We start from the raw sequence: 14,858 nt of genomic DNA, 5'->3' as shown, positions 1-14,858 counted from the left end.
CGAGTCGAGGCACTCGAATGCGTTCCATGACTGGCCCGAATTGTGTGCAGTCCGCCCGTTGGCCTGCCGTCAGCAACAGTGAGAGCACGCGGCAACGTCCGTCGGGACTCAGGTGGATCTTGGTTGTGAAGCCTCCTCGGGAGCGGCCGAGCGCCTCACCTCCGCCAGGCGGGCACACAGTCTCGCCCACAGTCTTCCGCTCTGGTGTGCCATCGCAGTCGCCCCTTTTGACGCGGCGGGCGGCGGAGCTTTCCGCGCGCCGGCCGCATGCTGGTGGGCACGGATCGAGGTGGAATCAACCGAGACGTCCCAGTCGATCCCACCGGCGGCATCGGCCTGGCCTTGCACCTGCTGGAGTAGTCGTTCCCAGGTCCCGTCGGCTGACCAGCGCCGGTGGCGCTCGTGGACGGTCCTCCATGGCCCGTAGCGTTCAGGTAGGTCACGCCACTGCATCCCGGTGCGTACCCGGTGCAGGATGCCGTTGATCACCTGACGGTGATCGCGCCACCGCCCGCAGCGGTTGTTGCCGGTGGGCAGAAGCGGCTCCAGACGTCGCCACTCCACCTCTGTCAGATCCCCCCGGCCAGTCACGTAAGAGCCAACGAACCAGTGGGTGACATGGGTACGGTCAGCATCTGCGATGCCACCACGCCAGGCCCGGGTCTTCCGTCGGCTCGTGATGCGTTCGCCCGAGGAGCACCGTGTCAAGGCGCTCAACCTGCACCCGGAGTTCGCCGGCGGCCTTTGGCGGAAGCATGAACAGAGCGACTTGCAGCTTGTCCCGGGCCCAACCCTCGCCGCAGCAGGGGCAGGTGAACTCCGCCTCCCATTGCCTCCACCGGCGCCTCGTGCCGTGGACGCGCACGGACCACACGCTCAGCGCCACCGCCACGATGCCCGGAGACAATCGCTCCCGTTCGAGCACACGGACAGCGGCATTGGCCGCTCCCGACAGGCCTGGGACATCGCGATACCGCACCCAGGGTGCACTCCAGCCGCGTTCCCGTGGCCGAAGCGAAGCTGGTGTTCTACGAGGCACGGCCCCTTCGGATGCAAGTCATGAACGGCATCCTCCCACAGCCCAAGATCGGCCGAACAGAACCTAAGCCGGCGTTCCAGTCCCGCGCGATTCTGACCGCGGACCGGGTGGAAGTCGTCGCCCCCGGAGGGGTTCACCTCCGCTCGCGCGGAGAGTGCGCCTGGTCGGTCCCACCATGAAGACCCCCGTCCCGTCCGCTCCTCTCCCGGGCGGACCTGGTGCGGTCCTTCCGGGTCGGCGCCTACGGCTTCGTCCTCCTGGGGGTCGGCCACCTCACCGTGTCCGCCGCCGAGACGCTCGCCACCCGGACACCGGAGCGGCGCGGAGTGGACACCGCCATGCGGGAGTCCTCGGTCGCCCTGGCCGTCCTGGCGGTGTCCGTGCTTCTGCTGCCGCCCCGCGTCACCAGTTGCGCCTTCGCCCTGTCGTTGCGCCGGGCCGGTGTCGCCCCCTCAGCCGGGAGGCGCAAGGGGCGTGGGGGCCGCGCGCGCACTGAGGGCCGTCGCCGTGACGGCGACGGCCCTCACCACCCCCGGCGGGTTCGTCAGGTGCGGGTCCAGCGCTGGTTGCTGCCGCCCGAGCAGGTGTACAGCTGGATCAGCGTGCCGTTCGCCGTGCCGGCTCCCACCGCGTCGAGGCAGAGGCCGGACTGGACGCCGGTGATGGAGCCGTCGGAGTTCAGGCGCCACTTCTGGTTGTCGCCGCCCCAGCAGCTGTAGATCTGCACCCGGGTGCCGTTGCCGGTGCCGCCGGCGTCCAGGCACTTGTTGCCGTAGACCTTGAGCTCACCGGCGTCGCTGAGCGTCCACTGCTGGTTGGTACCGCCGTTGCAGTCGTACAGCTGGACCTGCGTACCGTCCGAGGTGCTGGAGTTGGGCACGTCCAGGCAGCGGCCCGAGCCGACGCCCTTGATCTGCAGTCCGCCTCCGGTGGGAGGCGGCGTGGTGGTGCCGCCGTTGAGCGCGTTGAGGACCGCGGTGTAGGCGGGCTTCTTGCTGCCGTCGCCGTTGAACAGCAGCGGGGTGTCACCGGATCGCCAGGAGTCGCTGTCGCGCACGCCCCAGACGGTGATGCCGAGGCAGCGCGAGACGGCCAGGCAGTCGTTGGTCACGGCTGCGTAGGTCGAGGACGACGCGCCCTGGATGTCGAGTTCGGTGATCGCCACGTCCACGCCGAGGGCGGCGAAGCTCTGCAGCGTGGTGCGGAAGTTGCTGTTGTACGGGCTGCCGCTGTTGAAGTGCGACTGGAAGCCGACGCAGTCGATCGGCACGCCGCGCTGCTTGAAGTCGCGGACCATGTTGTACACGCCCTGGGTCTTCGCCCAGGTCCAGTTCTCGATGTTGTAGTCGTTGTAGCAGAGCTTGGCCGCCGGGTCGGCGGCGCGCGCGGTGCGGAAGGCGACCTCGATCCAGTCGTTGCCGGTGCGCTGGAGGTTGGAGTCCCGACGGCCGCCCGAACCGTCGTCGGCGTAGGCCTCGTTCACGACGTCCCACTGGGCGATCTTGCCCTTGTAGTGGGCCATCACGCCGTTGATGTGGTCGATCATCGCCTGGCGCAGCTGGCTGCCGCTGAGGCTCTGCATCCAGCCGGGCTGCTGGGAGTGCCAGGCCAGCGTGTGGCCGCGCACCTTCTTGCCGTTCTGCACGGCCCAGTTGTAGACGCGGTCGCCGGCGGTGAAGTTGAACTGGCCCCGCTGCGGCTCGGTGGCGTCGATCTTCATCTCGTTCTCGGGCGTCACCATGTTGAACTCGCGGTTCGCGATGCTCGTGTAGGCCGAGTCGCCCAGCCTGCCCGAGGCGATGGCGGTGCCGAAGTAGCGGCCGCTCTGCGCCGCCGCGGCGCCGAGCGTGCTCTCGGCGGCGTGTGCGGTCGGGGGAGTGGCCAGTGCGGTCACGACACCGAGGACGCCGACGACCACTGCTAGCAGCAGGCCGCGGATCTTCCGCCGGACCACGGGTCCGGGAAGGGCGTACGAGCCCATGACTGTGCCTCCAAGGTAGGGATCGGGGAATGACGATCGGAGGTTGACGAGGCATCGTCAAGGCTCTGCGCAGAAAAAGTTTCTGTGAATGCTTCGAAACTTTCGAAAATAGTGTTACGTGGGCTGGGGTGCCAACGTTGTCGAGGTGTGGGGGATGGGTTGATCGTTTTCTCGCGTGTGTGCGAGTTTTTCAGCGAATGTTTCGCATACGGACGCGATCCGTGCGAGGGGTATCGACGTGTGACGAAGCGCTGTGGTTGGAGGGTCGGCCAAGAAGGCGCTCAGACGGGCTGCCTGAACGGCGTAGGAGGTGCCGCCACCACTGGACGCCGCGAGCTTCTCGGCGAACCTTTCCGGCCACAGCACTAGCGGCGTGAAGCACCACCTCACAGATCGCCAGTACCCGGTCCCGAGGAACCCCGGCCGTGCGGCGGCCGGGGTTCCTCCCGCGCCCCGGGATGCCGCTGTTCAGCTCACCAGGCCCAGCCGGGCGGCGGTCACCCCGGCCTCGAACCGGCTGGAGGCGCCGAGCTTCTCCATGATCTGGTTCAGCAGGCGGCGCAGGGTGCGGTCGGAACAGGCCAGCCGGCGGGCGATGGTCTCGTCCTTGGCCCCGGTGGCCAGCAGGACCAGGATCTCGCGTTCCTGCGCGGACAGTTCGCAGGCGGCCCGCCCGCGTCCCGTCTGGCGCTCGGTGTGCGGCTGCGCGGGGTCCCAGGCGTGGGTGAAGACCTTGACGAAGCCCTGGGCGACGTGCGCGCTGTGCAGGATGATGTCGCCGCCTTCGCCCTGCGGTCCGGGTCCCGCTCCCATGACGACCGTCGCCCGGTCCAGGATGTTCATGTGCAGCGGCACCGTGGGCGCGACCCGCACCTCGACCCCGGCCTCGGCGAGGGCGTGGAGGTAGCGGGCCGACGCCTGTGACCGCACGGCCTGCTGGGAGGTCAGCATCCGCATCCTGACCCCGCGTGCCAGCATGTCCAGGTCCGCGGTGAGACTGGATTCCAGGACCCGCGGGTCGGGGAAGCCGTTGCGCATCGCCAGGAATTCGTCGGTGCCGACCGAATCGAGCGCCTCCAGCCGCTGCCGGGTGAGCGACCGGTCCGTGAAGTACTCGAGCTCCACGGCCTCCCGGGAGGCGTGCCGCGGGGCCGTCAGCAGGGACAGCAGGTCCTCCAGCGCCCGAGTCTCACGGCCGAGCTCCTCGGCCGTCTCGCGCAGCCGCCGCCCGTGTTCCAGGAGGACGGTGCGCATGGCCCGTTCCGGGGGGTTGAGCCGCTCGCCGCCCGGGTCCACGAGCCGCCGTTCCCTCAGCCACTGTCCTAACTCGACTGCCGTGTCCCTCAGTTCGTCCCTCTCCGCCGTGAAGTCCCGGGCTCCCGACGCCGTGATCCGCTCGAGCAGGGCCAGGTAGGCCTCCCTCGGATCCGAGGCGGTGGGCTGCCGACTGTCCTGAGGGTTCTCTGCCGCACGCATGCGGGCACGATACGGGCGCCCGTGGGGGGGAGGCCAGAGACGTGGTCCGGCCTGATATGCCCGGCAATGGCACTGACCGGTAGCGGACGCGCCGAATTCGGACAGGTCCGGCGGGGCCGGCCTGTCGCTAGTCTCTTCGCCGCCCGCCCAACTCCTCGCGGTCCGGTACGCACTCCCCGTCCGCGCAGTACCGGGAGCCGTCGAGGGGTCGGGGGGCAGACCTTCGGGCCGGCCGGCGTATCGACTCCCCGCTTGACATGCGCATGATCTACAGAGCGCCGGACCGCCCACCTGGTTCACCACCCCACAAGGAGCACCGGTGCCCAGAAGACACACCCTCGTCGGCGTCGCGCTGGCGATGACCCTCGGCGCGGCGGTCATACCCGCCACCGCCTTCGCGGCGGGTACACCCGCAGCCGCCGGCACCGACCCGGCGCCCAGCCCGCGCAGCCTGGCCATATCCGCCGCCGACAAGGCGGCCACCAGCGGATTCGACGCCCTGGCCAAGGGCCCCTCCGAGCGGTACGACCGCAAGCAGGTCACGCCCTGGGTCGACGGCCTCTACTCGATCGCCTACGAACGCACCTACCGCGGCCTGCCGGTCGTCGGCGGCGACGCCGTGGTCCTGGCCGACGGCAAGGGCCGCGTCCGCGCCGCCTCCTCGGCCACCAGGGCGAAGATCACGGTCGGGACCACGGCCCGCGTCAGCGCGGCGGCGGCCGAACGGACCAGCCGTCAGCAGCTCCGGACGGTCCAGGAGGTGCGGGCACCCCGCCTCGTCGTCCGCGTGGCCGGCGAGAAGGCCCACCTCGCCTGGGAGACCGTGCTGACCGGCGCCACCCGGACCGCCCCGAGCCACCTGCACGTCTGGGTGGACGCCCTCACCGGCAAGGTCCTGGGCACCCAGGACGACGTACGGGCCGGCACCGGCACCAGCAAGTGGAACGGCCCCAGCCCGCTGTCCATCGACACCACCGCCTCGGGCGGCTCGTACTCCCTGCGCGACCCCAACCGTCCCGGGCTGACCTGCTCCGACTACAGCACGGGCTCGGTCTTCACCAAGTCGACGGACTCCTGGGGCACCGGCAACCCCACCAGCAGGGAGACCGGTTGCGTCGACGCGATGTGGGGGGCGCAAAAAGAGTGGAACATGCTCCGGGACTGGCTCGGACGCAACGGCCATGACGGCAACGGCCGCAGCTGGCCGGTCAAGGTGGGCCTGAACGACGTCAACGCCTACTGGGACGGCTCCAGCATCTCGATCGGCCACAACAACGCGAACGAGTGGATCGCCGCGATGGACGTCACGGCCCACGAGTTCGGCCACGGCATCGACCAGTACACGCCCGGCGGCGCCAACAACGAGGCGGGCCTGGGCGAGGGCACCGGCGACATCTTCGGCGCGCTGACGGAGGCCTACGCGGGCGAGCCCGCCCCGTACGACACTCCGGGCGACTACCTCGTCGGCGAGATGATCAACCTGGTCGGCCAGGGCCCGATCCGCAACATGTACGACCCCTCCAAGCTCGGCGACCCCAACTGCTGGTCCTCCGCCATCCCCAGCACCGAGGTGCACGCCGCCGCGGGCCCGCTGAACCACTGGTTCTACCTGCTGGCCGAGGGCTCCAGCCCAGGGGGCGGCAAGCCCTCCAGCCCGACCTGCAACAGCTCCACGGTCACCGGCATCGGCATCCAGAACGCCGGCAAGGTCTTCTACGGCGGCATGCTGCTGAAGACCAGCGGCATGACCTACAAGAAGTACCGCACCGCGACGCTGACCGCGGCGAAGAACCTGGACGCCACCTGCTCCCTGTTCACCAGGACCAAGGCCGCCTGGGACGCGGTGAGCGTCCCCGCCCAGTCCGGCGACCCCACCTGCAGCGGCACGCCCGGCCAGGACTTCTCGATGTCGGTCACCCCGGCCACGGGCAGCGTCGACCCGGGTGCGTCCGCGACCGCCACGGTCGCCACCACGACCACCAGCGGCAGCGCGCAGACGGTCGCCCTGACCGCCACCGGCGCCCCCGCGGGTGTCACGGTCTCCTTCAGCCCGGCCTCCGTCACCTCGGGCAACAGCTCGACGATGACGCTCGCCACGACCTCGTCGGCCGTCCCCGGCACCTACACGATCACCGTCCAGGGTGACGGCGTGGCCCACCACACCGCGCAGTACATACTGACCGTCAAGGGCGCGGGCGGCTGCACCGCTTCCCAGGTGATCTCCAACGGCGGCTTCGAGAGCGGCACTTCGCCGTGGACCGGCGACACCGGCGCCATCGGCACCTTCAGCGGCCAGAGCGCCCACTCCGGCACCCGCTACGCCTGGCTCGCCGGTTACGGCTACGCCGCCACCGACACCATCAACCAGACGGTGACGGTTCCGGCCGGCTGCACCCGGGCCACGCTGAAGTACTGGCTGCACATCGACACCGCCGAGTCGGGCTCCACGGCGTACGACACCTTCCAGGTCAAGGTCAACGGCACGGCCAAGCAGTCGTACTCCAACGCCGACGCGGCCGGCGGCTACGCCGAGCGCAGCCTCGACCTCAGCCCGTACCTCGGCCAGCAGGTGACCCTCACCTTCACCGCCACCGAGGACGCGAGCCTGCAGACCAGCTTCGTCGTCGACGACGCCACCCTCACCACCAGCTGACACCGCACCGGGCGGTAGGCGGGGCACCACCCATGCCCCGCCTCCCGCCCTCCGCCACCTCACGAAGGACACACGGTGTTCCGAAGATTCCTCCCGAGCAGCAGCACTGCGGCCGGCCGCACCCCCGCCCGCCTGACCCTGACCGGCCTCACCCTGGCCGCGACCCTCGGCCTCGCCGCGCTCCCCGCGAGCGCCGCGCCGGCCCCCGCCGGCCACCGCACCGCCACGCCGTCGGCCGCACCCGCGCTCGCCGCGGCCGCTCCCGACATCGACGTCACCAAGGTCCAGGCGCACCTGACCGAGCTGAACGCCATAGCCGGCCGCAACGGCGGCACCCGCAGGTCGACCGGCCAGGGGTACCGCGACTCGGTCGCCTACGTGAAGGGCAAGCTCCAGGCGGCCGGTTACACGGTCTCCGAACAGGCCTGCACCTCCGGCTGCACCAGCGGTGCCGGCCCCAATCTGATCGCCGAGTGGCCCAAGGGCGACGCGTCGAAGGTCTACATGTTCGGCTCCCACCTGGACAGCGTCTCCGCCGGGCCCGGCATCAACGACAACGGCTCCGGCAGCGCGACCCTCCTGGAAGTCGCCCTGAGACTCGCCGAGACCAACCCCACGATGGCGGCCCGCGTCCGCTTCGGCTGGTGGACGGACGAGGAGCAGGGCCTGAACGGCTCCGACTTCTACGCCCGTTCGCTGACCGCCGCGCAGCGCTCGGCGATCAAGGCGTACTACAACTTCGACATGGTCGCCTCACTCAACGGCGGCTACTTCATCAACCACATCACATCGGCGGCCGCCGCGCCGATGAAGGCGTACTGGGACTCGCTGAACCTCCAGCCCGAGGAGAACGTCGAGGGCGCCGGCCGCTCCGACGACTACTCCTTCGAGAACTACGGCATCCCCACCTCCGGTTACGCGATGGGGGCCAGCGCCCGCAAGACCTCGGCGCAGGCGGCCAAGTGGGGCGGCACGGCGGGCGCGGCGTACGACAGCTGCTACCACTCGTCCTGCGACACCACCGCCAACATCAACGCCACCGGTCTGAACCGCAGCGCCGACGGGGTCGCCTACACCCTCTGGACGCAGGCGGTCTCGGCGACCGTCCCCGCCGACGACTTCTCCCTGGCGGTGAGCCCCGCCTCCGGCAGCACCGGTCCGGGCACCTCCCTGACCACCACCGTGTCCACGGCCACCACCAACGGCTCCGCGCAGACGGTGAACCTGTCGGCGTCGGGCGCCCCGTCGGGTGTCACGGTCTCCTTCAGCCCGGCCTCGGTGACCTCCGGCACCTCCTCCACGGCGACCGTCTCCGTCGGCTCCGCGGTCCCGCCCGGCACGTACACCCTCACGGTCACCGGCACCGGGACCACCACCCACACCGCGCAGTACACCCTGACGGTCACCGGTACGGGCAGCTGCACGGCCTCCCAGGTGATCTCCAACGGCGGTTTCGAGAACGGAACTTCGCCGTGGACCGGTGACACCGGCGCCATCGGCACGTTCAGCGGGCAGTCGGCGCACTCCGGTTCGCGGTACGCGTGGCTGGCCGGGTACGGCTACGCGGCCACCGACGCGGTCAGTCAGACGGTGACCATCCCGGCCGGCTGCACCACCGCCACGCTGAGGTACTGGCTGCACATCGACACCGCCGAGTCGGGCTCCACGGCCTACGACACCTTCCAGGTCAAGGTCGACGGGACCGCGAAGCAGTCGTACTCCAACGCGGGCGCGGCCACGGGCTACACGCAGCGGAGCCTGGACCTCACCCCGTACATCGGCCGGCAGGTCACCCTGACCTTCACGGCCACCGAGGACGCCAGCCTGCAGACCAGCTTCGTCGTCGACGACGCCACCCTGACGACCGGCTGAGCAAGCGGCAGGGCTGCCACCGGTCGGCCCGTTGGCTTGGGTGGCCGGTGGCTCCCGTCCGGGGCCGGGGTGAGCAGGGGAGGGGGCTCCGTGGGGGAGACGACCACCAGGACGGCACCAGGGGCGCGTGAGGGGTTCGCGGACGCCGTACTGCCGCCCCCGCTGCGCCCGCTCCCCGGGACCGTCACCGTACTCGCCGCGCTCGTGGTCGTAGCGGTCGGGGTGATGTACGCCGGGCACCGACGGCGAACCCGGTCGGGTGGACCGGTGGTTCGTCGCCCCGACGGCGGACAGCGTGCGGCCGCCCAGGCGGTACCCGGCCCGGGTCCTGGACTTCCTGGGGGAGCCCGCCGGGTCCGGGCTGCTGGTCGGGCGCTCGTTGCCGGGTGCCTGCCGCTGCGCTGGCCCCGGGGGGCCGTGCTCGTCGCCGCCGCCACGTGCCCGGGCGTGGGGACGGCCGCCGTGCTCAAGCACGTGATGCGGCGTACCGTCCATGGCCCCGGCCAACCTCTCCTACCCGAGGGGCCACACCGCCTTCGCCACCGCGCTGGCGGCCCTCGCGGTGGCGCTGGTCGCGGCCGGCCGGCTCCGCCCGGGCGGGGCCGGCCGGCACGGCTCTCGTGCTCGGCACGTCACTGGTGGCCGGGGCCGCCATGGGCTGGGCCCAGGTCGCCCCGGGCGCCCACTACCCGACGGACGCCCTCGGCGGCTGGTGCACCGCGGCGGCGGTGTCACCCCCACCGCCCGCCTCGTCGACCGGGTGGCCGACCGCCGGACCGACCGACGGCAGAGCTGACGGCGCCTCACGCCCGGCGGCGAACACCGCCCTCACCGGACGGCCTCCCAGCCAGGACGTCGGGTCACCAGCGTCCAGCGCCTTGCGGTACACCGCTGGACGGCGCCGCTGCACGTCCTGGCCGTGCTGCGATTCCGGCACCCTACAGGGCCGCCGGCCCGGCGGTTGTGACCGGGCCGGCGGGTGCTTCCTGTCAGATACCGCCGGGCCTGGGTTTCCGGGGGTTGCGGTGGGGCAACTGCGGGGGCGCAACTGATGTCGGTCGCGGGGCAGCGGCTGTGGTCAGGCTGTGGTGCAGGTCCTGCCGCTGAGGGTGAAGGTGGTCGGGGCCGTGTTCGTGGCGCCCCTGTTGGCGATGAAACCGAGAGTGACGGAACCGCCGGCGGTGATGGTGTCGGTGTAGGAGGCGGGGATTACGCTCACGGAGCCGCCTGTCTGGGTGGGGGTACCGCCCCACATGTTGTTGATGGTCTGGCCGTTGGAGAAGGTGAAACCGAGCTTCCAGTTGCTGACAGCGGCGGCGCCGGTGTTGCGGATGGTGATCTCGCTCTGGAAGCCGCTTCCCCAGTCGCCCACCAAGTGGTAGCCGACGGAGCAGGTGCCCGTCGGGGTGCCGGTGGTGGTAACGGTAACGGTGGCCGAGCGGGTGGAGCGGTTGCCGGCCGCGTCCTTGGCGTAAACGGCGAAGGTGTAGGCCGTGTTGCCGGACAGCCCTGTGACCGTAGCCCGGTTGGACGCCGAGCCGGCCACCTGCGTCTCGGTGCCGCCGGTGACACGGACGACGTCGTAGCCGGTGACACCCACGTTGTCCGTGGAGGCCGCCCAGCTCAAGGTCGCGGAGGTGGCCGTCACCTCGGAGGCGGTCGGAGTCCCCGGAGCGGTGGGCGCAGCGGTGTCACCGCCGGGATCACCGGGGGTCTGGCTAAGCAGGTGCGCCTTGAACCCCTCACCGTAGGTGCTGGTCGGTGTGCCGTTCCAGTCCTCGATGAGTACATTGCCACCGCTGCAACCCCAAGGGTTCCAGGTCCAGGCCGTGTACCCGACCTTGTTGGCGTCCGCCCAGGCCATCACCTGGTCGATGTAGTCATGGGCGCAGGTGTTCTGACCGATCTCGCCGGCCTGGACCGGCACCTGGGCGGCGACCGCTCCGATGGTGCTGTCCCAGCACGAGGTGGTCACGCAGCCGTTGAAGTTGTAGGAGTGCCATGAGGCCATCAGATTGCCGGTGGGGTCGGCCGGCTTGAATTCCAGCCACCGACTCAGGTTGTTCGTCCACTCCAGACCGCCCGACATGATCACGTTGGTGGCACCGGTGGTGCGTACCGCGTTGACGAGGGTCTGCATGCCGGCGACCGGGTAGGTGATCCCGGCGCAGGTGCCGCCGTCACGCAGACAGGTCCATGCGGCCGTGGCGTCGGACCAGTTGTTGGCCGCGTCCGGGTACGGCTCGTTGAACAGGTCGAAGATGACCGCTCCGTTCCCCTTGAACATCGTGGCCACCTCGGACCAGAACGTGGGGGTGTAGCGCGCGTCCGGCATGGGCTTCTGACAGGTGGCCGCGACGTCCGGGCAGCCTCCGCCGGGGCCGGTGTACTCGCCCCACGTCCAGTGCAGGTCGAGGATCACGTTGATGCCGTTGGCCACCAGGAGGTCCGCGTAGGTCTTGACCGCCTGCTGGTACGCTGCCGCGCTGGGCGCTGTCGGAGGTAAGTCCCCGGTGCCCAGCCAGCACTCCTCGTTCAGCGGGATCCGGACAGTGTTGATCTTCCATGCCTTCATCGCGTCGACGGCCGCCTGGTCCGTCGGCCCGTCGAATATCTCCTTGCCCTGAACGCAGCCGAACTCCCCGCCGGACCGGTTGACGCCCAATGGGCGGAACGTGGAATCGGACCCGGTGACCAGGCGGTTGCCCGAAACGTGCAGTGCCGGCGCCGCGGCGACCGCCGATGCCCTGCCGTCTGCGGCGGACTGACCGGGCGCCGGCGAGGCGACCGCCGAGGCCGTGCCGCCGAATCCGGCCACCGAACCTCCCATAAGCACTCCGACGACGCCGAAAGCCCGAAGGGCTCTTCGCATGCTCATCGCACTCTCCCTCAACGCACGTACATGACCGATCACTCCGTATGGGACCGCTCGGCGAGAGACCGGCCTCAAAGCGGGTTCCACAGTGGGCAATGCGCCTCTACCTGGCTGAATGACCTTCGATGCTGCGCATGACGCTGTTCCGACGATCGTGGGAGCGCTCCCATAGGCATTGAGCGTAGACGCGCCGGGCAATCGGGCGGAAGCTCCCTGCTGGACTTCTTTCTGCCGCTGCACCCCGGCCGACCGCCCCGACGATCTCGAAAGGCTGCGTCGCCCCGCAGCCCTCCGAGAGGTTGGTGCCCTCGAACAGGCAGGTGCCGGGGTGGACGGTGGCGGTCACGGGCGTCGGGATGTTCGGCGAGGGCGCGGTCCACAGCAGACCGGAGGCGTCGGAATCCATGGCGCGCCGCGACGCTGTGACGGCGGTGTCATCGAGGGCTGGGACCTGCACCCCTGCGGCGGCCCGTGCACCGGTACGCCTCCCGAGGAGATCCTCACCGCGTACATCTACGGCTCCCACGCGATCGCCGAGTGCTGCGCCCACGCGGACCTCTTCCCCGCCGACCCGCGCCCTTCACGGGCCCCCGACCGGTGGGTGGAACTTCCCGAGCGCGACTACTGGCAGCACTGACCGGTGCCACTTGCGAGAACGCCCCGCGTCGCGGCAGGTGCGCGCAAGCCGCTGTCTGCCCGCCGTCGCCGGGTGCGGCGGGCCGTGCACGGCGCGGATCGGGGCGGGGCGGGCGGTGAACGAACCGGGGACCTTCCGCGTCGTTGGGGTAACCGAACCGGAGGAGTCCCATGAGTGCTGGACGTTTCCCCGCCCGCCCGCTGTCCGCCGCCGCGCTGACGGGCGCCGCGTTGTGCCTGGTGACCGCGTGCGGTGGCACCGCCGAGTCCGTACGGAGCCACGCGGCCGGTGGGCCCCGGCACACCGCCGCAGGCGGGACGACCGCGTGGCGGGAACCCGCCGCCTACGGCTACACGTTGACGTCGGCCACGGACGTGCTGGCCGGTCGGTTCCGGGTCCAGGTGCGCGACGGCAAGGTGACCGAGGTGGCCGGGCTGGACGAGGACAGCCGGCGCCAGGTCCGCGAACACGCCGAGGTGCCCACGCTCGGCGGGCTGTTGCGGCGGCTGGAACAAGCCCGCAAGGAGCACGCCGAGACGGCGCAGGCGCGGTACGCCGCCGACGGGCACCCCGTGCGCATCACCCTCGACTGGAGCCGCAACGCCGTCGACGACGAGGCGCTCTACCTCGTCAGCGCCTACACCCCCGCGGCGAAGGGCGAGGTCATGCACGGGGGCGTCGGATGTCATCGTTCCGCTACGGCGGCGCGCAGGGGAGAGCGCTGTGCTGAAGGTGTCGTTCCCGCATCCCGGTAACGTCCATGAGCCGGATGCGCTCGCTGCGTGGGGCGGGTGCGGCGCCGTGCTGCTGCCCGAGCGTGACGACGAGCGGTTCGCGAGGCTGCTGGAGCGGGTTCAGCCGTCGATCCTGGCCCAGGTCGAGGACGGCGACGAGGTGGCGACGGTTGCCGGGCGGCTCAATCGCCGCCCTGGCCGTCCCCGCACCGTCCGGCCTGCCCCGGCTGCGCGAGCAGGCCGAAGCCTGGGAGGGACACCTGCGCAGGGACGCCGAGGAGATGCCGCATGCACTGCCGCGTCAGGTGCTGGACGGCGCCGTGGCAACCTTTCGGGAGCTGGGCCGAACCCAGCCGGACACCCTCATCCATGGCGACCTCCACGCCCGCAACATCCAGCGTGCTGACCGGGACCATGGCTGGTTGTCGACCCCAGGGGCTACGCGGGAGATCCCGCCTACGACGGCGGCACACTGCTGAAGTCCCGCGCGCCGGCGCTCCTCGAAGCGGATGACCTGCACAAGGCTGTCCACCATGTAGTCGACGTCTTCACCACACGGGCCGTTTCGACTCGTGCCGAATTCGTGGCAAGAGTCCGGCAGGAACGGCCTGCCGGACCCTGGGGAAGGGCGCCACGTAAGCCGCGCAGGGTCAGGGAGCACAGGTTGTAGTACTCCAGCAGCACTTTGACGTTGTCCCTGCTCAGGGGCGGTTTGGTTGAGTGCAGTGGGCCGGTTGTCGGCCTGTGTTCCCTTTCCCGGACCGCCCCTCGATCGTGTGCAGCTGCCGCTGATAGTGACAGCGCTCTGGGGGGCGCGTTCTCGGGCGAGTTCCCGGTCTTGCTTCGGGCGCAGGAGCGACTCTGCGTCCCACGGCTCGACGTCCGTCCACCCGAACCGGAGGACGATCTCGTCGAAGACCGGTGCGAATTCCGCACCGACCAGATCCGGCATTCGGTAGCGAAACCCGCGAACCCGGGCGACGAAGTCCGCGGGCAACGGCACGTGATATGCCTCCACATAGTGCGCAAAGTCCGCGCGCCATACCCACATGCCATCGGTTACCAGCGACGAGCAGCCGGACGTGTGCCGGTGGACCTCTCCCGTGACGACATCGACCCCTGCCTCCATGGAGTACGTGAGGTGATGGCCTACGTCGAGATACTCTACGATGTCCGCTTCATCCGGCTCGCCGGACGCTTGCACCTGAGCCCTCAGCGGCCCCGCAGTCAACTCGCTCGGATAGCCGAAGTCATCGAAGAAGCCGAGCAGCCTCAGCACGCGCACCCCCGTCAGCCTCTGCGATACCCTGCGATCTGAGCAACTGTCGAGGCGAGCATACGCAGACTCGAGGGCCGCCAGTACGGCCCCTCGGCCTCCGGGCTCGGCGCGCTGCCGAGGCCGCAGGTGAGTTCGGCGCGGGCCAGTTCGGCCCGCTCGGCGTACTCGGCCTGCGTGGGCGGCTGTGCGCGAGTCCCGGCACCCAGGCTGTCCAGGGCAACCGGACGCGTGTGCGAGGGCGGCCGGATGCACGACTTGGCGCAGATCGCCGAGGCTCAGAAACAGGCGTGCGTGCGCGGGACTGCGTGACGG

The 14,858-nt window shown here is 70.4% G+C and carries 4 protein-coding genes and 6 pseudogenes; 5 read left to right on the top strand and 5 right to left on the bottom strand.

What is annotated here, in order from left to right:
* The 3 genes and pseudogenes from ACZ6CZ_RS32805 to ACZ6CZ_RS32795 form a co-directional block, all read right to left on the bottom strand.
* Positions 1-591: pseudogene (locus tag ACZ6CZ_RS32805) on the bottom strand (IS5 family transposase); the annotation flags it as partial.
* Between the two features lie 992 nt (positions 592-1,583).
* Entirely contained in the window at positions 1,584-3,020 is a 1,437-nt protein-coding gene (locus tag ACZ6CZ_RS32800) for an endo-1,4-beta-xylanase (RefSeq protein WP_469028546.1), read from the bottom strand.
* Positions 3,021-3,488: 468 nt separating this feature from the next.
* Positions 3,489-4,496: a helix-turn-helix transcriptional regulator gene (locus ACZ6CZ_RS32795; protein WP_469028543.1), complete on the bottom strand. Its 1,008-nt coding sequence runs from the start codon at positions 4,494-4,496 to the stop codon at positions 3,489-3,491.
* A 358-nt stretch (positions 4,497-4,854) separates the two neighbouring features.
* Between ACZ6CZ_RS32795 and ACZ6CZ_RS32790 the strand changes: the two are divergent.
* From ACZ6CZ_RS32790 to ACZ6CZ_RS32780, 3 genes and pseudogenes are all read left to right on the top strand, one after another.
* Positions 4,855-6,697, top strand: a pseudogene (locus ACZ6CZ_RS32790) (M4 family metallopeptidase); the annotation flags it as partial.
* Between the two features lie 590 nt (positions 6,698-7,287).
* Positions 7,288-9,021: a M28 family metallopeptidase gene (locus ACZ6CZ_RS32785; RefSeq protein ID WP_469028560.1), complete on the top strand. Its 1,734-nt coding sequence runs from the start codon at positions 7,288-7,290 to the stop codon at positions 9,019-9,021.
* A 90-nt stretch (positions 9,022-9,111) separates the two neighbouring features.
* A pseudogene (locus ACZ6CZ_RS32780) lies at positions 9,112-9,817 on the top strand (phosphatase PAP2 family protein).
* A gap of 282 nt (positions 9,818-10,099) precedes the next feature.
* Here the strand turns inward: ACZ6CZ_RS32780 and ACZ6CZ_RS32775 are convergent.
* Both ACZ6CZ_RS32775 and ACZ6CZ_RS32770 read right to left on the bottom strand, forming a co-directional pair.
* The gene (locus ACZ6CZ_RS32775; protein ID WP_469028540.1) at positions 10,100-11,686 is read right to left on the bottom strand and encodes a cellulase family glycosylhydrolase; all 1,587 of its coding nucleotides are present in this window, start codon (positions 11,684-11,686) and stop codon (positions 10,100-10,102) included.
* A 454-nt stretch (positions 11,687-12,140) separates the two neighbouring features.
* Positions 12,141-12,302, bottom strand: a pseudogene (locus tag ACZ6CZ_RS32770) (DUF1343 domain-containing protein); the annotation flags it as partial.
* A 401-nt stretch (positions 12,303-12,703) separates the two neighbouring features.
* On the opposite strand from ACZ6CZ_RS32770, the pseudogene ACZ6CZ_RS32765 reads away from it, so the two are divergent.
* Positions 12,704-13,114: pseudogene (locus ACZ6CZ_RS32765) on the top strand (DUF6174 domain-containing protein); the annotation flags it as partial.
* A gap of 72 nt (positions 13,115-13,186) precedes the next feature.
* A pseudogene (locus ACZ6CZ_RS32760) lies at positions 13,187-13,829 on the top strand (aminoglycoside phosphotransferase family protein); the annotation flags it as partial.
* Positions 13,830-14,858 lie beyond the last annotated feature (1,029 nt).

The sequence above is a fragment of the Streptomyces sp. NPDC041135 genome, from assembly GCF_055592085.1.
The sequence above is the reverse complement of the archived record's forward strand: the minus strand, read 5'-3'. Positions and strand labels throughout refer to the sequence as shown.

Coding starts and splice junctions, on each gene's coding strand:
- ACZ6CZ_RS32795 (WP_469028543.1), bottom strand. CDS start 4,496: ATGCGTGCGGCAGAGAACCCTCAGGACAGTCGGCAGCCCACCGCCTCG.
- ACZ6CZ_RS32800 (WP_469028546.1), bottom strand. CDS start 3,020: ATGGGCTCGTACGCCCTTCCCGGACCCGTGGTCCGGCGGAAGATCCGC.